The sequence below is a fragment of the Flavobacterium sp. AC267 genome, assembly GCF_979258715.1.
Genome location: NZ_OZ409875.1, coordinates 4,896,639 through 4,917,254, shown reverse-complemented (window position 1 = coordinate 4,917,254; position 20,616 = coordinate 4,896,639). Strand labels below are relative to the sequence as shown.

Sequence of the window (20,616 nt, the reverse complement as noted above, 5' to 3'; positions counted from 1 at the left end):
CCAATTATTAATGCTTCAGGGATTTTATTTTAATTCTGAAAATGTCTTTTAGAAATAGGAATACCACAAGAAGATAAAGTTACAATATGATAGAATTTTTTCAAACATCTATTACAAGAATTCGAATTACCGCTTAGCAATCCCGTGTTAATTTTTTCTTTGATCCTTTTTATAATCCTGCTTTCGCCGATTTTACTAAAAAAAATCAACATCCCAGGAATTATCGGACTGATTATTTCGGGTGTTATCATCGGTCCGCATGGACTAAATATTCTGGCAAAAAATTCAGCAGTCGACTTATTTTCGACAATCGGGCTTTTGTATATCATGTTTATTGCAGGTCTAGAATTGGATATGAATGAGTTTAAAGCCAATCGAAACAAGAGTTTATTATTTGGTTTTTTTACTTTTATTCTGCCACTTTCAATAGGATTTCCAGTTTGTTTTTATTTGTTACAATACGACTTTAACGCCAGTTTTCTAACTGCTAGTATGTTTGCTACACATACATTGGTAGCCTATCCAATTGTAAGTAAACTCGGAATTGCAAAAAATCAAGCCGTTGCCATTACAGTCGGAGGGACTATCTTGACAGATACTGCGGTTTTGATTATTCTTGCCGTGATTATGGGAAGCAGTCAGGGGAACTTAAATCAAGCTTTTTGGATTAAACTCGGTGTTTCATTGGCTATTTTTTCTGCGATTATGTTTCTGGTTATTCCAAGAATTGCAAAATGGTTTTTCAAAAAATTGGAAAGTGAAAAACACGCCCATTATATTTTTGTGCTTTCTGTTGTTTTCTTCGGCGCCTTTTTGGCCGAAGTAGCAGGAGTAGAGCCTATTATTGGCGCATTCGTTGCTGGTTTGGCATTGAATCCTTTAATTCCGCATTCGTCTGCTTTGATGAACCGAATTGAGTTTATCGGGAATTCGTTATTTATTCCGTTTTTCTTGATTTCAGTAGGAATGCTGGTTGATGTGAGCGTTATTTTAAGCGGACCAACAGCTTTAATTGTGGCGGGAACTTTAAGTGTTGTCGCAATCTTTGGAAAATGGATTGTCGCATTTTTTACTCAGGTTGTTTTTAAATATACCAAAACCGAAAGACAACTTATTTTCGGGTTGAGCAGTGCGCACGCAGCAAGCAACTCTGGCCGTAATTTTGGTTGGATTTAAAGCAAAAATATTAGACGAAAATATCTTAAACGGAACTATTATTTTAATTCTGATTACATGTATCGTCGCTTCATTTGCTACTGAAAAAGCGACAAAAAAAATAGCGATCTGCGAAGAAGAAATTTCACCTAAAGATACAGGACGAGATTTAATTTTGGACGAGCATATTTTGATTCCGCTGGCAAAAACTTCGGCGCGACCACTTTATTGGATTTTGCCTTATTGATAAAAGATAAAAAATCGTCTAATCCAGTTACTTTGTTAACAATTGTTCCGAATAACGGACAAGCGGAAAAGAATATATTAAAATACAGAAAAGCAGTTGATAAATTTGTAGTTCAAGCTTCTGCTTCAGAAGTAAAAATTAATACTATTGCCAGAATTGATCATAATCCTGCGAGTGGAATTGCAAGAACTTCGAAAGAAATTATGTCGGATATTGTGATTGTCGGATGGCCGAGAAAAACAGGGTTTATCGATAAAATCTTTGGAGAAAACGTCGATTCCATTATTAATAATGTGGATAAAAGTTTATTCATCTGCCGTTTCCAAAAGAACTTTATTGAAGAAAAAAGATTGGTTTTTGTATGCCCGCCGTTTTCAGAAAGGGGAATTGGTTTTCAAGTACTGCTTCAGAAAATCTGTCGTTTGTCTCAGGAATTAAGTATTCCGATTGTGGTTTATGCCGAATATAAAACGCATCAAGCTATTCAACAGATTGCTAATGTTTTAAAATTGAATGCAAAACTTGCTTTTAAAAGCGTAATGGACTGGGAAGATTTTGAAGCTATTTCAGACGAGATAAAACCAACGGATTTAGTAGTTTTCAATTTGTCCAGAAAAGGTTCTGTTTCCTACCAATCGATTTTTGATAAACTGCCTCATAAATTTGAAAAATATTTTAATGATAACAATGTAATATTGGTTTATCCACAGGACGATCGTAAAGAAAGTGCGATGGATGCCTACGAAGATTTTACAGCATCGCCTTTAGCAAAAGGTATCGAAGCAATTGAGCAGATTGGTCGTGGTTTAGGAAGTATTTTGAAGAAGAATTAATTATTTTGTTTCTAATGAAATATTGTAAACCCTTTATTTTTTTAATTTTATCTCTCGTTTTTTTAAGTTGTAAAAAGAATGATATAGAAAAAGAATCTGTTCCAAATTTGCCTGTTAAGAAATCAGAAAAAAAAGAAGTAATAGCGAGCAGTTGAAAGCTTTGCGGATTTCAATAAAAAATTTCATTCAGATTCTATTTTTCAGGTTTCAAGAGTTGATTTTCCTATTGAAGGAAAACATGTTTCGGGTTTTGAACAATACAATTGGAACAGAAAGAATTGGCAGTTTCAAGCGATTCCTGTTGCTGAAAAATCAGAAATTGGAGAATACCAGCATTCTTTAGTAAAAACAGATACTTTGGTTACAGAAAGATTTTGGATACCAGACAGTGGTTTTGAAGTAGAAAGACAATTTAAATTGATTGGCAACAAATGGTTTTTAATTTCTTATAATGATATAAATTTGTAGTAAATGGAAGTTTTGATTGAGATTTTAAGAAAGTATGATTTTTCTAAAAGGGAGTCAAAATCGTCTATGCAAATTGAAGATATTCAAACGCATTTAAAATTTGATCTTCCAAAAGATTATGTTTTTTATGTAGAGAATTATTTAGGAATTGATCAGTTCATTGGAGTTGAGTTTATAAAACTTTGGAGTTTAGAAGAAATAATTGATGCAAATTTAGAATATCATATATTTGAACAGTTACCGCAAACACTAGCCATCGGAACAAACGGAAGTGGTGAGTTTATCGGAATTTATTTTGATGAAAATAGTGCTGAGAAAATAATTCTCTCTCCCTTTACAGATTTGAATTCAGCATACCATGTTGAAATAGGAAGTTCGTTTACAGATTTTCTAAACCGACTTGATAAAAGAATAGAATGGTTTTTGTAATTTTAAATTTATAAAAATGAATCACAAAATAAAATCAATCCGACCATTTATAGGTTCTAAAGATTTCGAAATTTCGAGAAGTTTTTATCGCGATTTAGGATTTGAAGAAACAGTTTTAGATGCGAAAATGTCTGTTTTTAAAACCAATGAAATTGCATTTTACCTGCAAGATGCTTACGTTAAAGACTGGATTGATAACACGATGATTTTTATAGAAGTTGATGATGTCGAGCTTTATTATAAGGAACTTCAGGCTTTAAATCTTCCTGAAAAATACGAAAGCGTAAAATTAACTCCAATTCACTATTTAGACTGGGGAAGCGAATGTTTTCTGCATGATCCGTCTGGTGTTTTATGGCATTTCGGGAAGTTCAAATAAAAATATAAAGATTTGATTTTTTGACACAAATTCCACAAATTTTCACGAATTTGTATTACTTGTTAGTTGAATTAAATAATTAGTGCCAATTTGTGGAATTCGTGGCAAAAAAAAAATTATCTCAATCCAAAATCACCCAAAACCCGCGTTGTACTTTTACGCTGATACCAATCATTATATACTAATTCTATACTTTTTACTTCAAATTCTCCAAAATCATAATCGCGGAATTTTTCAGCGATTTGGATTAATTTCTTCGGATCTTGGAGTTTTTCCTGAAAACGCATTATGGTAGAATGTGCAGTAGAAATAGTATATCGACTGTCTATAGATTGCTGTAATCCTGATTTTTTAAAATTTTCGCGAAGTCTGTTTCGCAAATTATTCAAAGTCTCATCACTTGGAAATCCCTGAATCATAATTGCAACTGGAGAAGCAGTTACGCCTTTGTAATGAATTTTGATTTTATTTACTTCAACCAAACTTCGGCAGATCACTTCAATATATTCGTTTGGTGAAATCTGATTTAAATTAAATTCCTCCGAACAAGAAATAATCCCCATCACCGTAATATGAATATCAGAATCTGGATAATAATACTGCTCAGGTTCTACTTTCTTTAATTCGTCAATGAAATGCTCGCATATTGGCTTTTACTTCATCGCTTGGACGAACAAGCGCCGTAATCCCAAAACGAGAATCAAATTCATTTTTAAGCTCCGAATCGATTGCATATTTTCCTTCCGAAATTGCTTCAGATGATGTTTTGTAAAGTTGATTGTAATGTTCGGTTAGATTCATTTCGTTGTTTTATTCGGCTTCAAAAATAGATTTTAAAAGCTGTTGTAAATCCTGTTTATTGTTTTCTCCGCTTCCTTTCCATTTTCCAATTATAACACCATTTTTGTCAATCAAAACTTTATGTGGGATGCCGTTAACGAAATAATCATTAATAATACTTGCATTATCTTTTGGTACGAAAATATGTTTCCAGCTTTGTATTTTTTCTTTTGAAATGGCTTCTTTCCAAAGATCTGTTTTATCATCTTTTGCAATGCTTATAATTTCAAATCCCTGATCATGGTATTTTTTATATAATTCTTTGATGTACGGAAGTTCTTCTCTGCAAGGACCGCACCAGCTTGCCCAAAAGTCTATTAAAATGTATTTTTTATTTTTAAAATCGGCAAGCGAAATGGTTTTGTTATCGATATCTTTTAAACTAAAGTTGGGTGCAATACTTCCTACTTTACTTTGTTTAAAGTATTTTAATTTCTCTTCCATTTCTTTTCCTTTTTCAGAATTTCTAATTTCAGGAGAAAAATTTTGGAAAACACCAGCATAAGTATCGTAAAAATTCATGCCGATAAAACGACTCATATGTCTTTTGATCAACTGTAATACTGCCAAAGAATTTGGATGTTTTTCAGCAAAAACAAAATCTAATTTTAACTCATTAATTGCGTTAGCATCTTTAGCATTATATAAACTATCAAGCCGAAGTTTTAGCTGTTCTTTGATTACGGAATCTTTTTCAATTTCAATTTTCGAATTAGTTTCAATTTGCGACTTAACTATCGAATCCTGAATCTTTTTTGTTGGTTTGTGCAGTTCAACAATCATTTTCTCGATCTCTTCATGACTTTGTGCAAAGGCGAAAGTGTTTGTTAAGGCTAAAAGTACAATAAAAAAGTAGTTTAGGATTTTCATAGACAGTGGTTAAAATATACAATTAGTAAATTTATTTCTTTTTCGCTTTTTTGAGATTTTCTTTGACTCTAAATTTTACAATTTTCGTAATCAAATCATAAGGCATTTTGTCTTTCAATGGAAATTGAACAGAACCTTTGCCAGATTTATATTTAGAAAGTGCCTCTGCAAAAGCCTCATGCCCGCTAGGCGACGCATAAAGTCCGATATGATTTTTAAAAGTCGCAAAATAAACAACTATTCCGTTTTGCTCAAAAGCCGGCATCGAATAGCTGATTTTTTCCTGAGCATCGGGCGCCGCTTTCTGAATCGTCATTCTAACTTTCTCCAAAATTTCCTGAACGTCATTCGGAAATCCGCCAATGTATTCGTCTATGTTTTCGGGTTTCTTTGTTTCCATGCGGTTTTGTTTAAGGTTTCAAGTTTCAAGTTTCAGGTTCTCTGCAGTAACTTGAAACTTGAAACAAAAATAAAATGAAACTAAAATTATGCGAGACCTTTTGGAAATCGATCCAAAACTAAATTCAGCTGTAGTTTATGTTCTAAATACGCTTTTGCACCAGCCAAAACCAATGTAAAACCTTCTGTAGAATTGCGGACCTGATCGATTATTTTGTCTGTATCGCCGTGAAAACCTGAATTAGTAATACTTACAAAAGTTTCATGTTCGTTTAACGGACTAAAAAACCACTCTACTAAAGTGATTTCATCTGGATTTCCCCATTCAATTACGATCTTTTTATTTTCTTGTAAAACCAAAGTTTTAACCATAAGCGAAAAACCATACATTTCCCAAGTCCATTCTGTCGATTGGTTTTCTTCCAGATTTCCAGAACCTTTACTAAACCAAAATTTACTTGTGATCTGCGGATTTATAAAAGCCTCAAAAACTTCTGAAACTGGTTTTCGAATCAGCATTTCGGCTTTTGCAAATTTGTTGTTTTCTGTTTTCATTTGTTTGAAGGTTAGATAGTATGATTCAGGTGTAAAACGTTATTCTACACCTGAAATTGCAAATTTTTTCTTCTGACCTCTAAATTATGAAATTGCTGTAGTTAATATGTGAAAATTTAATTAAAAGTATGGCCAATCAATAAATTAAGGGAATTCGTTTTGATAGAACCACTTTTTACAACTGGCGGTTCAGAAATATTTGTCAACCCTAAGTTATGAGATTAGAGCAATTAGATATAATGAAAAGCTCATTTTTTTTCATGTTTTTGGACTAGGTAGTGTAATGTAAAAAGAGCTTTACAAATTTTTTGTAAAGCTCTTTTATTAATGTTATTGAAAGTCTTTTAAAGTAACGAATATCCAAATGTTAAAGTGAACGATTTATAATCAGAATTCCAATCCTTATAATTTACAAGAACATTCTTTCCAAAATTAGTTCTAAATTCCACACTGTACTTTTGTTTGTATTTGTAACCAGCGCCCAAAGTAAAGCTTCCCTTGGCTTTTGGTTCAAGATTGGCCTTCATTTGTGAAGAATATTCTATATAAGCCTTTGAATTTATAGCTTGATCCATAACACCTTGCACATTCACAAAAAGGCTAGAATTACTATTTAGAAACATGTAATATCGTACTCCAATTGGCAATTCAATAGCATTGTATTGAATGTTTCCTTTTAATTCTTCCTTTGTTTTTGAATCTGCAACAGATTTTTCAGCCTTGTAGCCTCCTATGTAAGTCGGTTCAAAGATTATTGCCCATTTGTTTTTATTAAAGGGCAAAATAAGTTCTGCTTCAATACCTAATCTAAATCCTATTTTACTGTCAAAATCTCTATTAAAATCGGTTGTTGCAACGGTGGTATTACTCACCGATATCGCTGAACTTGTAATTCCTGGTCTGATGTTTAGATTAAATAAATCTTTCTTTTTTTCAAAATTAAAATTGGTATAATCTGAATTGTTGCATTCATTATATTTAATAAAAAATTTTAACAGACTTTTTTCCTTGTAATTTATTTTTTCTACATCACCAATAGCAATATTTTCGCATTTTAAAGCCATCCATAATTGCTGTTTGTATTGTTTGTTCTGTGCAATTTGGTCTTCAGAAGTTTTATACGATTTGTAAATCAACTGCGTGATTGGTAACGATTCTGTTTTGAAAAAATACTGTGTATTGTCGCTTGAATTATATTCAAATAAACTTGCTTTCCCTTCCAGTAAAACTTTTAGAAGTAAAGTTTCTTTTTTAAATTCTGGATTTTTATCATAACTCATGTTGCTGATTATTTGGCTAGATCTATCTACATCTACAGTGAATCGCTCGTATTTGGATTGATTGTCAATTCCGAATATTTTTATTTGCTGTGTAGAAATCGTGATCGGCTGATCTTGTTCATCGAGCTTGTATTGGATTTCTGTTGGGTTGTTGTTCCAATCAATGTTTTTAATTAAACAAATTGTTTTTTTATCATTATTGTCAACAAAATATCCTTTTTCAAATGTAATTTGAGAGAAGGCTTGGAAACTTAAAATAAACAGTAAGCAGATTAGTAATTTTTTCTTCATTTGGGATTTTAGGTTAATTAGTTTTTGGTTTGTTCGCAAATATATATGAAATATTTTTACTACAATGAACTAATTTGTAAATGCCTTTAAACCTCTTTTTTATCAATCCATTTACCAACGGTTGGTGCCGTATAATTTTTCATTTGGTCTAATAAATCTTCGATGTTATCACTTACCAAAAGCATTTTTTGATTTACTTCTTTCAAAACACCTTTTTCTGTCATGGTTTGCGGCAATTCTAAAAGCGAATCGTAAAACCCATTGATGTTTAAAACGGCGATTGGTTTTTTATGAAGTCCCAATTGCGCCCAAGTCAGCATTTCGAAAAGCTCTTCAAGAGTTCCAAAACCGCCAGGAAGAGCAATTACGCCATCACATAAATCATTCATTTTCGTTTTGCGCTCGTGCATACTTTCAACCAAAATTAATTCGGTTAAACCTTGATGTGCAATTTCTTTTGATCTTAAAAAGTTGGGAAGAACGCCAATTACTTTTCCACCAGCGTTTAAAGTTCCATCTGCAACAGCACCCATTAATCCAACATTTGCGCCTCCGTAAACTAATTCTATATTTTGTTCGGCTAAAGTTCTGCCTAATGCAATTGCTTGTTCTTCGTAAATTTTTTCAGTACCAAAACTTGAGGCACAGAAAACTGTAATTCTATTCATTTGTTTGTTGGGAAATTAAAATTAAAAAATAAAGTTTACCTGTGCACTGTCACTCAATGGCTATTTACTGACCACTTATAACTGACCACTGCAAACTCAAATTTAGTTTTACTTTTTTAGCTCATATTCAAAGTGCGGCAAATTTACACCATTATTCGTAACTACCATGGTATTTATTTTTTCAGCTCCCAGTTTTAAAACAGCTTTCTGCGAACGGAAATTTTCTGCTCCAACATGAAACATTACCGAAGCTACATGCTGAAAAGCATAATCAATCAAAAGCTTTTTACAGGATTTATTATAAGGTCTGCCCCAAAATTTTCTCGCCAAAAAAGTATACCCAATTGCAATACTCGAGTTTTCTGGTTTGTAATCGTAATAACGTGTAGTTCCTATAATTTCATTGGTCTGTTTGTCTAAAATTAAAAAAGCACCTTTAGAACTTATTCCAGCATCAAAAAAGGTTTTAAAACCATCTCGATTGCTTCTGTCTTTTGCTGGATGCTGTTCCCAAATTAAAGGATCTGAAGCGACTTTAAACAATTCCTCAAAATGATTCTCTTCTAACGGAATCAACTTTACGATTTCATCTTCAAGAAGGTCGGGTTGTAAATTGAAATATGGCGTTGTCATTTTGTTAAAGTTTTATAGTTAGTTTTTATAACTCAGATTAAAGAATTGAGAGGGTTTTTTACGCAGATTCAGAAAGATTCGAGCAGATTTAATTTCGATTTAAAATATAAAAACCTGCGTCAATCTGCTTAATCTGCGTGAAAAAATATTAAATCCTCTTAATCTGCACGCAGGAAACATTTTCCATTTTAATTTCTTTTCCTGTTTTTTTTAGCAATCCTGTTTTAGCATCTCTTTTAAAAACAATTACATTGCCAGTGAGTACATTCGAGGCAACCAAAAATTTCCCGCTTTCGTCTATGGCAAAAATTCTTGGATGTTTTCCTAAAGTCGATTGATAACCAATATTTTTCAAAAGACCATTTTCGTCAATGGAAAAAATAGCGATATTATTTTCTCTGCCTCTGTTTGTGGCATAAAGGAATTTTCCGTCTGGAGAAATGTGAATGTCCGAACTTTCAAAACCCTCTTTTATTTTATCAGGATGTGTGGCAATACGCTGGATTTTATTTAAAACGCCGTTTTTATAATTGTAAACACTTATTTGTCCCGCCATTTCTTCAATACAATATCCAAATTTTTGATTTGGATGAAAAGTAAAATGCCTTGGTCCAGCTTCAAGATCAGTTTTTAAGAAAGGATTTTTAGTCTCAATTAAAGGCTTTCTCTGATTTTCATCAAAGGCATAAGTCCGTATTTTATCAGCTCCTAAATCGGGCAGAAACAAATAATCAAATTGAGGAGAAAAAAGCGCCGAATGCACATGAGACCTAGTTTGTCTTTCTTTATTTACACTTCCGTCCAGATATTGAAAATTCTGTGCAATAGAATCGATTTTTCCATTTTCTAAAATTGGAAAAACAGAAACACTTCCTTCTGTGTAATTAGCATTTGCAATCCATTTACCACTTTGATGAACCGTAACATAAACCGGATTTTCGTCAGCCGCTCCTCTGACTGTTTAAAAAAGTCAGACTTTTGTTTTCTGGATTAAACTCAAAACTGCTGATGCTTCCCGCATTTGGAGTTTTAGTATCTGTACAGGCGTAAACATATTTCCCGTTTGGAGAAACCGTTAAATACGAAGGATTAATAATGTTTTTAACCGAAGTGAATTTGGTCAATTTTCCGTTTAAAGTATCCAGCTGATAAACCTGAATAGATTCTGCTTCCTTATCCCGATTATACGATCCTAAAAACACATAGGTATTTTGCGAAAACAGATTACATGTTAAAAGGAATGTAATGGCGAAATAGTATATTTTTTGTTTCATTTTTTTTGTTTCAGGTTTATGTTCAGGGAGAGAATTTAACCGCAAAGGGCGCTATGATTTTATAAACTGGTGCGCTTATAAAATGCAAAGTTCGCAAAGTTGCATTTGTAAGTTAGTTTTTGTTTCAGGTTTCAGGTTTCAAGTTGAGCTCACGTTGTCAGGGGTGACATTTTGGATATTCAAACCATCAACAATCAACAATTAACAATTAACCATTAATTAACCCCTTTCCACCATTGTTTAAATTCCTGTTTCTCATTTTTAAGTTCCACAGTTTCACCAATCATTGGTGTAATTAAAGGGATCGGAGTTTCAGATTTTGAATTTAATTCTGTTACTCTGATAAGTGGTTCATCCCAAGCATGAAGCGATAATGCAAATTTAGAAGAATGTACAGGGAATACTCTTTTAGCCTTTAAATCTTTCATTGCTTTTATGACATCTTCGGGCATGTTATGAATGTATTTCCATTTCTCGTTGTATTGACCGTTATCGATTAATGCAATATCAAAAGGGCCGTATTTGGCACCGATTTCAGCAAAATGGGAATCGTAGCCGCTGTCTCCGCCCAAATACATTTTAAAATCTTTAGTTTCTAGAATAAAAGAAGTCCAAAGCGTATTGCATCGTTTAAAACTTCTACCCGAAAAATGTCGGGAAGGTGCGGTGTGAAGTGTTAGATTTTCATCTAATTCGATTTTGCTGTACCAATCTTTTTCGATAATACTTGCGACAGGAAAACCCCAGAATTCAAAATGCGAACCAACACCAAGTGCCGTAATTATCTTTTTAGTTTTAGGTTTTAATTTTAGAATCGTTTCATAATCCAAATGATCATAATGATCGTGTGTAATCAATAAATAATCAATTTCTGGAAGATCATCAACCGTATAAATATCAGATCCTTTAAACGATTTTGTCGTGCCGGGAATAGGAGAGGCGTTACCGCTGAAAACAGGATCAATAAGAAAACGCTTTCCTTCAAGCTGAATAAAATAAGACGAATGCCCAAACCAAACTAAAATATCTTCAGTAAGAGAAAGTTCCTTTAAATTGGTTTTGACAGAAGGAATCAAATCAGTTGGGATTTTTCGAGCCACTTTTTTGAAAAAGAATTCAAATAGAACTCCCACAAAAGAGGCGCCTTCGGCAAGATCTGGCGTAAAATTCTGGTTTTCGAATTTTCCATTTTTGTATTGAGGCGAATGCTGTATGGCAGTTAATCTTTCGCCGGAAGGTGCTTTTCCAAATTTTGGATCTCTGCAGAAATTTGTAAACAAGAAGTGCAATTAGAAATACTAGGATTAAGAATGGAATCATTTTATGGAGTATAAAAATTTTTAATACTGGAATGTTTTAGGAAAAAAGTCTACTGAAAAATCGATATAGAAATACTGATATGCCGATAGTAAACAAAAGTAAGGCTATATACAATCTAATATTTGGAAGATTATTATAAGTTTCAATTTCTGAAAAAAACTTATAAATTTTTTTTCTATTATAAATACTTAAAATCAAAGTTGTAATTATAATTAATATACAAAAACTTTCTAATACAAAATCATCTATTTCATTCTGTGAGCTCATTGAAAGTGCATTTGACAGAAACAGTTTATTCATTTTATTTTGGAGGATATAAATTTAGAGTGTATTCAGTTGAACGTGAAATTATTTTTTTTAAGATTTCAAGATCAATATCAGTTAATTTTTTGATGTAAATGCATGCTTTAGAAGATTTGTGTTTTCCTAATTGCGATAAAAGTTCGTCCCTATTTTCTTCTGGTAAATAAAAATAAACTGTTATAGCCGCTTTTCTAGGGAGAAAGTCGCTAAAGGTGCATCGCCTTCGTGTCCGCTGTCATATTTATAATGATAACTCCCAAAACCAACAATACTTGGTCCCCACATTTTCGGTTCAAAACCTGTGGTTTCCTGCATAATTTTTACGAGTTCAAAAGCGTCATTTCTTTTTGCGCTGTCTTCAACTGTAGTAATAAAATCAGTTACATTTTGCTGGGTTTCGGTAGTTTTATTTTTTGCCATTTTTAAGCTTTTGAAGTCAATATCGGGCTCAATTAACAATTAAGATTAAATCAAAACATTCCATTTTCATTGATTGTTTCTTTCGGAATAGGCTGTCCTAAATCCCAAAGCTCGATGATTTTGTCTGACTCAATTTTAAAAAGATGAACAACTGCAAAACCTAAATCATCAGAATTTTGTTTGAGATGCGAATGTACAGCCACCAAATCATGGTCTGAAAGGATATGATGAATTTCGAAAATTTTATTGGGATTCTTTCTTGCCGATTCTTCCATTGCCAGCATTAAAGTTGCGGCATCACCTTTGAAATGGACATTATGATGTTTGAAATTTTCGCCCACATAAAGCCTAAAAGCTTCATGCGAATGTCCGCTGGCGACAAGTTTTAAGAAGTTTTGTGCAATTTCTTTCTTAGTCATAATTTAATGGATTAAAAAGCAAACTAAGGTATGAAATTAAGCTTTACAATTATTGCAGAAAGTGATGTAAAAATTCAGGAAATTAAAATTCTTACTATTTGATTTCTATTGTATTTAAATTGAATTTTTTGGAAATGACAGCTTGTGTTCACTACTGTTTTCAGTTAAAAGATTGTCTGAATTCTAACGGAGAAACATTTGTCTTGGTTTTAAATAATTTGCTGAAAGACTGTTGATGCTCAAAACCTAATTCAAAAGCAATTTCACTTATGGATAAGCTGGTGGTTGAAAGTTTTTCTTTTGCTTTTTCAATCAATTTATTATGAATGTCTTCGTTGCGTGCTCTGACCAGTAAGATGTTTTAATAAACCGCTTAAATAATTTGGTGAAACATTTAATTTTTCTGCAATATAATGCACAGTTGGAAGTGCTTTTTGAGTTAAAGATTCATTAGTAAAATAATCTTCAAGCAGTTTTTCCAAACGCACAAGAATCTCGTGATTGCTTATTTTTCTGGTAATAAACTGACGATTGTAAAAACGCTCGGAATAAGTCAATAATAATTCGATTTGAGCAATTATAACCTCTTGGCTGAATTTGTCAATATTAGACTGATATTCCTGTTGAATATTTTTTATGATATCAATAATCATATTTTGCTCTTTATCAGAAAGATGCAGGGCTTCATGAACCGCATATCCAAAATATTCGTACTGTTTTATTTTCTGCGCAAGCGGTGTATTCCACAAAAAATCAGGATGGATCAATAAGGACCATCCTGTATGTTGCAACTCTGCATTTCCTTCAATAGAAAAAACCTGACCTGGCGAAATAAACAGCATTACACCTTCTTTAAAATCGTATTCCTGCTGTCCGTAGCGCATTTTGGCATTGGCATTTCGTTTGAGTGCGATAGAATAAAAATCCAGAATCAGACTTTTAGGTTCTTCTTCGTTCAAATATTTTAAATCTTCAAAATTGTAAACGCTTACCAATGGGTGTTCCGGCTTAGGCAAATCTCGAAACTGATGAAATTCGCTGATACTTTTTATTCGGTGTGGTTGCTGATTTGCCATGCTCTAAGGTACTTAATTCTGATTATAAATTGCGGCAAATTCTTTGGCATAATCTGCCAGTTTTGTTTTTCCTAAAACAGCTGGGCGGTTTTTATAATAATCTTCGCCTAATGTACCATTATAAAGTCCAGCGTACATTTCGACCAAACCTGCCGCAATTTTTGGTCGCATACCAATAGCAGTTAATCCGCTGAGGACTTCTTCATCGCTGATTAAATGCCATTTTAAATCTGGTTTTCCAATTGCATCGCCAAGAATTTTAGCCGTTTCATCTCCAGTTAATTCTTCGTCGCAAACGTAACGGATTTTTTGTCCTTCGAGAGTTGTCGTAATTTCTTCTGCAATAGCTGCCGCAATGTCATTTGGTGAAACCCACGGAATCAACTGATCGGCACCGTAATTTGCGGCGATAACTCCTTGATTTTTGATCATTGGGATATAAGCCAGCAAATTGTAGTAAAATGAAGTCGGGCGCATAAACGTAATAGAAACGTCCGAAAGTTTATTTAAAACAGACTCGATTTCGTTATATCGCTGGATAATTCCAGAATTTTGCTTCAAATGTGCGCCAATACTACTCAAATAAACAACACGTTTTACACCAGACTGTTGAATAGCTTCGGCATAATTGTTTCCAATTTTTCGTGTAAACGCATCCAAATCAAGATTCGGATCAAAATAATTCGCTCGCGGAATCATGCAGTAAACGGCGTCTGCTCCTGTAAAAGTTTCTATTAAAAAACTTAAATCTTCGACAGAACCTATGGTCGCTTTTGCGCCTAAGTTTTCAATTTCTGCTCGTCTGGTCGCACTGCTTGTTATTACGGTAACCGCATGTCCTTTTTGCACTAACGCTGTGGCTAATGGCTTGCTGATGTTCCCTAAAGAACCTGTAAGTATAATTTTCATTTGTTCTAAATTTTTGATACTGCAAAGTTGCGCAGTATCAGAACAAAAGATTTAGCCAAATCTACTGTTGTTGTAGGCTTTTTTTTAAAAGGTGCTATCCCGAAGCTTCGGGACTGAGATTCTAATGTTTAGCTTTTAGATAGTTTTTTTTCGTTTTCTGTTTGAGGTTTTCCAATTCCGTTTGGAGTTCCTTTGCCGGTTTCTATTAAACTTTTGAGACTTTTTTGAATGTAAGTAGTCCAGGCATCGCGGCAGATTTCGAAACATTCGTATTCTGGAACTAAACCAAAGTGGGTAAAGGAGAGTTGCGTTGTTCCATTTTTTTCGGTGATTTCAAATGTCGGTTTTGTTCCGGTCCATTCGGTTTTGTCTTCTGTAAATTTGAAGTAGTTCTGCTCGACAAACCAGACAATTTTTTGATTCGGAATTACTTCAATCAATTTTATTTTACATCGGTGAACATCTTCATAATGATACTCAAATTCATCATTTAGTTCGGCCGTCTTTCCTTCAATTTCTTCCGACCACCAGCACGCGGACATTTTGTACGGCTTTAAAAACTTCGTCAGGAGAATGCTGTACTATTATTTTTGTGGTAAAATCGTGCGCGCTCATTTGTGTTGATTTAGAAATTAGTAAAAGTAAATTTACAATCTATAAATCAAAGAGTTGAGGTGTTTAAAAGACAATTTTACGGTGTGTTTCGGACAGTTTTTTTTAGACTTTAGACTTTAGATTTTAGATTTTAGATTTTGAAATTTGGAATTTGGAATTTGAAATTTGGAATTTCTAAAGCTTATATATTTTTACTTTTCCTAAAAATCCCAATAAGTAAATTGATAATGTAAATTGGTGTTGCAACCAAAACAATCAAGAATAACTCTGTTACTAAAATTACATTTAGACTTTGTAAATCTTCTATCAACGGAAAATTATCATTTCTATAATATAGTGGTTTATAAAAGAAAACTATCCAATAGACAATAAAACTTCCTATCAAAATAATAGAATGAATTAAAGTTAAGAATCGTACGAGTTGTTTTTTGAATACTTTTTGAAGAAGCCAATAGCCAAATCCCATTAAAAAATAAGACAAAGAAAGAAAAACCGTGCTGTCAAAATTTGCTATAACATAATAGGTATCATGTATGTTTATGTCTAGAATAGCGTTTGGATCACTGCTTTGTACAATTCCAATTATTATAATTAGTACAGAAACAATCCAGAAAAAATGGTAAACTTTTATTTTTTGAAAATTCATGATTGGTATTGATGATTATGCATTAAGGTTAAAGTTCTAGTAAGATATTTTAATTTTATCTAAAGGATATTATAACAGCTCTTCAGTCAATGAAATAACGCACATAATTATTCCGAAGAAAATTATAATACTGAATAAACCAATTAATGCTGTTCTCCAGTCGCTAAACGTTTCACCGCCGTTTTTAATATGATTTTGAATGTTTTGTTCCTGAAACTTTTTTAGAAAATAAGAAGACACAAATAAATAAAGCAAAGGGAAAAGAAAACCAGGGAAATTATCTGGTATTATGAAAATAACCGGAATTATTGCGATCATCGATAGGATAGTGATAATCCAAGTGTTTCTAGCTTTTTCGAAATCATTAAAAACTTTAAAATTTTCAGCAATGCAATATCCAGCAACTAAAGGACCTGCAAAAAATGTCCCAATTCTTATTGCTTTTTCTGAGTAAATCTTCTCGGTTGGAATTTCTTCAAAAACTGATTTTTCTAAATTGTCATCTTGTATCATTTCTAATATTATGATTTGTGATTATTTTTTTATTGATTTAATTTTTCTCGCAATTTGGCCAATCTCTTCAGAATGTTTTGTCATCACATTTTCTAAATCTAATGTTCCGCCCAGAATAATCATTTGTTTATTTTCAAAACGTTTTCCAAGTCGGTCTTCCAGCATTATTTTCTCCATGCTTTGGGCAATTTCAATTTCGTGTAAAAAAGCGTTCGGATGCCCTGCAGTGCAGATTACAAGTCCCAACGGAATAGTTTTCATTTTTCTCGAAGTTTCATTTTGTCCATATGCATATCCAACAGAATAAACGCGGTCAAACCAGCCTTTTAATTTTGCGGGGCAGTCGCTCCACCAAACGGGATATAGAAAAATAATACAGTCGGCTCTTTCTATTTTTTCTTGTTCAGCCAAAACATCTAACGAAATAGGAAGCTGGGTTTTGGCAAAACCTTCCCGTTCGTATTCTTCTTCAGACATATCGCCGCAGAAATTAGAAGCATACAAATCCGAGATTTCTACATTCCATTTTTCAAGATCCAAAACCGATTTTAATCTTTTTAAAACCTGAAACGTATACGATTTTTTGCTAGGATGCGCGTAAACAATTAAAATGTTCATTTTTTAGATTCTATAGATTTAAACTTTTTGAAATGTGATCTTGTTTGTACGAAAATACAAATTAAATCTAAAAAAAGAACAGTGCTTTATTCTTCAGAAAATTCTAAAATATCTCCCGGCTGACAATCTAAAACTTTACAAATTGCTTCGAGCGTGCTGAATCGAATTGCTTTTGCTTTGCCGGTTTTTAAAATCGAAAGATTAGATAAAGTCAAATCTACTTTTTCTGAAAGTTCGTTCAGTGACATTTTTCTTTTTGCCATCATCACGTCTAAATTTACTACTATAGGCATAATTTCTAGTTTAAATAGTTAAGTCAATTTCAGACTGAATTTCGATTCCTCTTTTAAAAATCTGCCCAATAACAAAAAGTATTATCGACATAAATATCCAGACACTGCCGCCTTCCAGATTTAAAGCTTCTAGATTTGGAATTTTTACGCCATTTGTAAACAGCCAGTTATTGAATTTTGCCGCCTAAAGAGAAAACAAACCAATTCCAAAAGACAAATAAGCCATATAAAATATAAAACGTCCCATTTCTAAAGTAAAAGGCTGTGCGATATTTAGTTTTTTCTCGTGCGAGCATTTTTACAATTAGGTAAAACATTATGGCTTTTAAAATTGCGACAATACTCATAAAAATCATTTCCTGAATATAATAAGCAGGACTGAAATTATACAGATCGAGTAAATTAAGAAAACGCGCATTGTACGAATTAATCGTCATGGTATAAGCGCCGTTAAACAAATAAATACCGGCTTCAACGCATAAGCCGATAAAAATAATCCAAGACAAAACATTCAGGATTTTTAAGATTTGCGGGGTTCCAATTTTAATTTCCATTGTAATTAAGATTAAAAGTTATCTTTGCTAAAATAATAAATATTTATTGATAAACAATAAAAATATAATTTTTATCAAAAAAAAACTCCAACAAGTGAGAACTATTGGAGTTTTGCAATTTATTTTTTTAGAAGCAGAAGTTTAGGTTTTCAAAAGAACAGTTGTCCCGCTGTACACTATCTTTTTTGGCAGATAATAGGAGTGAATAGCCAAAAAAGGATGCCGTTTCTCCCGATCATTTCGGGAGGGCTATAGGAGAAATTTAGTTTTTCATTAGATTGGAATCTTAAAACAAATTTATCGGACAGCTTTTCTTTCATTTTCCAGCATTTTCTCGATATTAAAATAAATGCCGTCCACTTGGTAAGCGCCTTTTTCAAAACTGAGATAATCACAATTGTCAACCAATGATTGTCCTTTCGATTCTATTTCGAAAACATTTAAGAGAACATATTCGTGATCAACCAGTAAAACATGAAAACCAGTTTCGCATTTTTTTCCGTCACCAGAAGACAGGATTACATTCATAATACTGTGAAATCGGAAAGAAGTAATTTTAGACGAAGCTTCGTCTCCTTTTAAATGATAAATATAAGCGAGGTAGTTAAGCTGTTTTAAATCAAATGGAAATTCGCTTAAAGAGTGATTGATTAATTTAATGATTTTGTCATAATCAGAGTCTTCGAGTTTTTCCTTCCCGAATAACTCATTTAGTTTTTCTTCATCTGGTGATTTCCAAAAAGCATTGTATTTAGGCTGAAAAACATAACCGAGATACAGATGGCGGTATTCGTCATGCGATAATAAAGTATCATTTTTCGTCAGCCTTTCCATTAATTTCGGATAGTAGAATTTTGAATTCTTATCGTTTATTTCTTTTTCAATTGCTTTATAATCTGGAGTTGTAAAACCCAGTTCCTGAGAATGTAACTGAGTTCCGAAACAAAATATCAGGAGAAGAAAAATTTGTTTTAGCATGATTTAGAAGGTTTTAGGTTGTAGTTCTGATCTTACTAAAATACAAATTATTTTAACGCAAAAGTTTCATCTGAGAAAGTGATTTATAGAAAGAAAATGATTTACTGTTTTATTATTTTCCAAACTGCCACCATTTCTTTTTAGTCACTTCATTTTTGTTTTTATGATTGTAGTAAACGCAGATTTGGTCTGTAAGATAATCGTAAACATCATCTTCTAAATATGGTTTTTTAGCACTCATCAGTTTTTTGACATTACTGCTTATTTTTTTTATTTCTTTCTCTTCGAAAACGGATGATTCGGTTAATGTTGACAATATAAATTGAGCTAAATCTGTATCTTGCTTATTATAATTTATATTTCCATTCCTGTACGCTTCATCTTGAAGGTTATCTAACCCTCGCAAGCATTTCTGCTTCAATTATCTCGGCTTTTCCCGAAGGCGGAATAAGTTTTCTTAATTTTTCTACTACTTCTGGAAATTTGTAATTAGTTGGAAATTTTGGAAAAGTGGTATAACTTGGATTATAAACATAATTTCTTTTTTCACAATCTTCTACAAGTTTTTTTACATCTTCCGAAGTTCTTTCCAGCCACTTACGAGGAGTTACTCCAAATTTATTTTGGTAATCAAGATCTGCTCCAAGCATCATTATTTTTTCAATAACCTTCAAATGAATTTGACGTTCTTCACCTTCTGTACGCCATGGAAATCCTTGAATAGCCCAATAAGTTGGAGTTGCACCTTTACTATCAGGTAAATTTACATCGCCTCCAGAATCAAGAAGCGACTCTAATGATTCTATGAGTTTATTTTGTTGTACAGCAATATGCAAAGCGTTATATCCGCTTTTACAATATGTATTTGGATTTGCTCCTTTTTCAACTAAAAAACGAAGCATTTCTACTCTTTGAGTTTCATCTTTGCAACCAAATGTTGTAAGAACTTCAATTAGTAATGTATCATAAGATGTAGAATTGGTGTAATAATTAACGTCAACCTTATTACTATTTATGATTTGTTTTACAGCATCAAATTCACCTTTAGCAATTGAGGTAGAAAGGATTGATGATATTTTTTCTGGAATTAAATTAAAATTATGCATTTAGTTTATTTTACTACGCGTAAATATAAGTTTTTTACTATAAAAAAAAAGCATGATTTTAAATTCAGTTATTATAAAAATCTCACTCAATAATCCACTTTCCCTTTTCTTTCGCAATATCAATTAATTTTTGGCCGTGTTCCGTCATTAAATTTTGCTGTATCATGCGTTCGGCTCTTTCAATATTCGGTTTGCTCCATTTACTGGTTTTTGGATTTCGATGGGAGAAAGTAAGATAGTAACTTTCGGCGTCGCGTTTCTTGCAAAGACTGTCGATCCAGCCTAAGCAAAGTGCTTCTTCTGTGGCTTCGACTAAATTTATGCTTTGAGTTTGACTCTTTTTATGGTACAAAATAAGCCAAACCGATTTTTCGATCTGACTGTTTTTCTCGAGCCAATTTCGCCAATCTTGTCTTGTTGGAGCATAAAAGGCTAATTTTCCATCTTTAGTTTCCATGACTTAAATTTTTATATTATAAAGGTAAAATGACCTTGTGACAACAGTATGTCAGTATTGAAAATAAT

28 protein-coding genes and 2 pseudogenes are annotated in these 20,616 nt (G+C 32.6%); 3 read left to right on the top strand and 27 right to left on the bottom strand.

What is annotated here, in order from left to right; translation table 11 throughout:
• Positions 1-144: 144 nt before the first annotated feature.
• Positions 145-2,235, top strand: a pseudogene (locus ACZZ95_RS26145) (cation:proton antiporter).
• 287 nt (positions 2,236-2,522) lie between these two features.
• On the opposite strand, the gene ACZZ95_RS26140 reads toward ACZZ95_RS26145, so the two are convergent.
• Positions 2,523-2,663: a hypothetical protein gene (locus ACZZ95_RS26140; RefSeq protein ID WP_463471325.1), complete on the bottom strand. Its 141-nt coding sequence runs from the start codon at positions 2,661-2,663 to the stop codon at positions 2,523-2,525.
• 106 nt (positions 2,664-2,769) lie between these two features.
• On the opposite strand from ACZZ95_RS26140, the gene ACZZ95_RS26135 reads away from it, so the two are divergent.
• Entirely contained in the window at positions 2,770-3,132 is a 363-nt protein-coding gene (locus ACZZ95_RS26135) for an SMI1/KNR4 family protein (RefSeq protein ID WP_463471324.1), read from the top strand.
• A 16-nt stretch (positions 3,133-3,148) separates the two neighbouring features.
• A complete protein-coding gene (locus ACZZ95_RS26130; RefSeq protein ID WP_095951744.1) occupies positions 3,149-3,511 on the top strand; it encodes a VOC family protein in 363 nt (120 codons plus the stop codon).
• A 116-nt stretch (positions 3,512-3,627) separates the two neighbouring features.
• Here the strand turns inward: ACZZ95_RS26130 and ACZZ95_RS26125 are convergent, their stop codons facing one another.
• The 26 genes and pseudogenes from ACZZ95_RS26125 to ACZZ95_RS26000 form a co-directional block, all read right to left on the bottom strand.
• Positions 3,628-4,143, bottom strand: a complete 516-nt coding sequence (locus ACZZ95_RS26125) for a 2'-5' RNA ligase family protein (RefSeq protein ID WP_463471781.1) — start codon at positions 4,141-4,143, stop codon at positions 3,628-3,630.
• Positions 4,139-4,312: a hypothetical protein gene (locus ACZZ95_RS26120; protein WP_463471323.1), complete on the bottom strand. Its 174-nt coding sequence runs from the start codon at positions 4,310-4,312 to the stop codon at positions 4,139-4,141. Before ACZZ95_RS26120 ends, ACZZ95_RS26125 begins: the two co-directional genes overlap by 5 nt.
• Before the next feature lie 9 nt (positions 4,313-4,321).
• The gene (locus ACZZ95_RS26115) at positions 4,322-5,221 is read right to left on the bottom strand and encodes a TlpA family protein disulfide reductase (RefSeq protein WP_463471322.1); all 900 of its coding nucleotides are present in this window, start codon (positions 5,219-5,221) and stop codon (positions 4,322-4,324) included.
• Between the two features lie 31 nt (positions 5,222-5,252).
• Positions 5,253-5,621, bottom strand: a complete 369-nt coding sequence (locus ACZZ95_RS26110; protein WP_463471321.1) for an iron chaperone — start codon at positions 5,619-5,621, stop codon at positions 5,253-5,255.
• 86 nt (positions 5,622-5,707) lie between these two features.
• On the bottom strand, positions 5,708-6,175 hold the full coding sequence (locus ACZZ95_RS26105; protein WP_463471320.1) for an SRPBCC family protein: 468 nt from the start codon (positions 6,173-6,175) through the stop codon (positions 5,708-5,710).
• 344 nt (positions 6,176-6,519) lie between these two features.
• Positions 6,520-7,746: a porin family protein gene (locus ACZZ95_RS26100; RefSeq protein ID WP_463471319.1), complete on the bottom strand. Its 1,227-nt coding sequence runs from the start codon at positions 7,744-7,746 to the stop codon at positions 6,520-6,522.
• Between the two features lie 86 nt (positions 7,747-7,832).
• Positions 7,833-8,414, bottom strand: a complete 582-nt coding sequence (locus tag ACZZ95_RS26095) for an LOG family protein (protein WP_463471318.1) — start codon at positions 8,412-8,414, stop codon at positions 7,833-7,835.
• 108 nt (positions 8,415-8,522) lie between these two features.
• Positions 8,523-9,047 (bottom strand): GNAT family N-acetyltransferase, encoded by a 525-nt coding sequence (locus tag ACZZ95_RS26090; protein WP_463471317.1) that lies wholly within the window; start codon positions 9,045-9,047, stop codon positions 8,523-8,525.
• A gap of 148 nt (positions 9,048-9,195) precedes the next feature.
• Entirely contained in the window at positions 9,196-9,945 is a 750-nt protein-coding gene (locus ACZZ95_RS26085; RefSeq protein ID WP_463471780.1) for a lactonase family protein, read from the bottom strand.
• Positions 9,946-9,988: 43 nt separating this feature from the next.
• Positions 9,989-10,321, bottom strand: a complete 333-nt coding sequence (locus tag ACZZ95_RS26080; RefSeq protein WP_463471316.1) for a lactonase family protein — start codon at positions 10,319-10,321, stop codon at positions 9,989-9,991.
• Between the two features lie 215 nt (positions 10,322-10,536).
• Positions 10,537-11,601: an MBL fold metallo-hydrolase gene (locus tag ACZZ95_RS26075; protein WP_463471315.1), complete on the bottom strand. Its 1,065-nt coding sequence runs from the start codon at positions 11,599-11,601 to the stop codon at positions 10,537-10,539.
• 341 nt (positions 11,602-11,942) lie between these two features.
• Entirely contained in the window at positions 11,943-12,125 is a 183-nt protein-coding gene (locus ACZZ95_RS26070) for a DUF1801 domain-containing protein (RefSeq protein WP_463471779.1), read from the bottom strand.
• Positions 12,122-12,364, bottom strand: a complete 243-nt coding sequence (locus ACZZ95_RS26065; protein ID WP_463471314.1) for a hypothetical protein — start codon at positions 12,362-12,364, stop codon at positions 12,122-12,124. Before ACZZ95_RS26065 ends, ACZZ95_RS26070 begins: the two co-directional genes overlap by 4 nt.
• Positions 12,365-12,414: 50 nt before the next feature.
• On the bottom strand, positions 12,415-12,783 hold the full coding sequence (locus ACZZ95_RS26060) for a nuclear transport factor 2 family protein (protein ID WP_463471313.1): 369 nt from the start codon (positions 12,781-12,783) through the stop codon (positions 12,415-12,417).
• Between the two features lie 160 nt (positions 12,784-12,943).
• Positions 12,944-13,859 (bottom strand): annotated as a pseudogene (locus tag ACZZ95_RS26055) (helix-turn-helix domain-containing protein).
• A 12-nt stretch (positions 13,860-13,871) separates the two neighbouring features.
• Entirely contained in the window at positions 13,872-14,768 is an 897-nt protein-coding gene (locus tag ACZZ95_RS26050; RefSeq protein ID WP_463471312.1) for an SDR family oxidoreductase, read from the bottom strand.
• Between the two features lie 128 nt (positions 14,769-14,896).
• A complete protein-coding gene (locus ACZZ95_RS26045) occupies positions 14,897-15,310 on the bottom strand; it encodes an SRPBCC family protein (RefSeq protein ID WP_463471311.1) in 414 nt (137 codons plus the stop codon).
• A 254-nt stretch (positions 15,311-15,564) separates the two neighbouring features.
• Entirely contained in the window at positions 15,565-16,029 is a 465-nt protein-coding gene (locus tag ACZZ95_RS26040; RefSeq protein WP_463471310.1) for a hypothetical protein, read from the bottom strand.
• Between the two features lie 69 nt (positions 16,030-16,098).
• Entirely contained in the window at positions 16,099-16,542 is a 444-nt protein-coding gene (locus ACZZ95_RS26035; protein ID WP_463471309.1) for a hypothetical protein, read from the bottom strand.
• Positions 16,543-16,563: 21 nt separating this feature from the next.
• Positions 16,564-17,160, bottom strand: a complete 597-nt coding sequence (locus tag ACZZ95_RS26030) for an NAD(P)H-dependent oxidoreductase (protein ID WP_463471308.1) — start codon at positions 17,158-17,160, stop codon at positions 16,564-16,566.
• A gap of 86 nt (positions 17,161-17,246) precedes the next feature.
• Positions 17,247-17,453 (bottom strand): helix-turn-helix domain-containing protein, encoded by a 207-nt coding sequence (locus ACZZ95_RS26025; protein WP_095951726.1) that lies wholly within the window; start codon positions 17,451-17,453, stop codon positions 17,247-17,249.
• 167 nt (positions 17,454-17,620) lie between these two features.
• The gene (locus ACZZ95_RS26020; RefSeq protein WP_463471307.1) at positions 17,621-18,007 is read right to left on the bottom strand and encodes a hypothetical protein; all 387 of its coding nucleotides are present in this window, start codon (positions 18,005-18,007) and stop codon (positions 17,621-17,623) included.
• A gap of 297 nt (positions 18,008-18,304) precedes the next feature.
• Complete coding sequence (locus ACZZ95_RS26015; RefSeq protein ID WP_463471306.1) at positions 18,305-18,985, bottom strand: DUF4919 domain-containing protein; 681 nt, start codon at positions 18,983-18,985, stop codon at positions 18,305-18,307.
• A 112-nt stretch (positions 18,986-19,097) separates the two neighbouring features.
• The gene (locus tag ACZZ95_RS26010) at positions 19,098-19,391 is read right to left on the bottom strand and encodes a hypothetical protein (protein WP_463471305.1); all 294 of its coding nucleotides are present in this window, start codon (positions 19,389-19,391) and stop codon (positions 19,098-19,100) included.
• Complete coding sequence (locus ACZZ95_RS26005; RefSeq protein WP_463471304.1) at positions 19,375-20,091, bottom strand: ankyrin repeat domain-containing protein; 717 nt, start codon at positions 20,089-20,091, stop codon at positions 19,375-19,377. The genes ACZZ95_RS26010 and ACZZ95_RS26005 overlap by 17 nt, the downstream gene beginning before the upstream one ends.
• Positions 20,092-20,173: 82 nt before the next feature.
• Positions 20,174-20,548: a YdeI/OmpD-associated family protein gene (locus ACZZ95_RS26000; RefSeq protein ID WP_463471303.1), complete on the bottom strand. Its 375-nt coding sequence runs from the start codon at positions 20,546-20,548 to the stop codon at positions 20,174-20,176.
• Positions 20,549-20,616 lie beyond the last annotated feature (68 nt).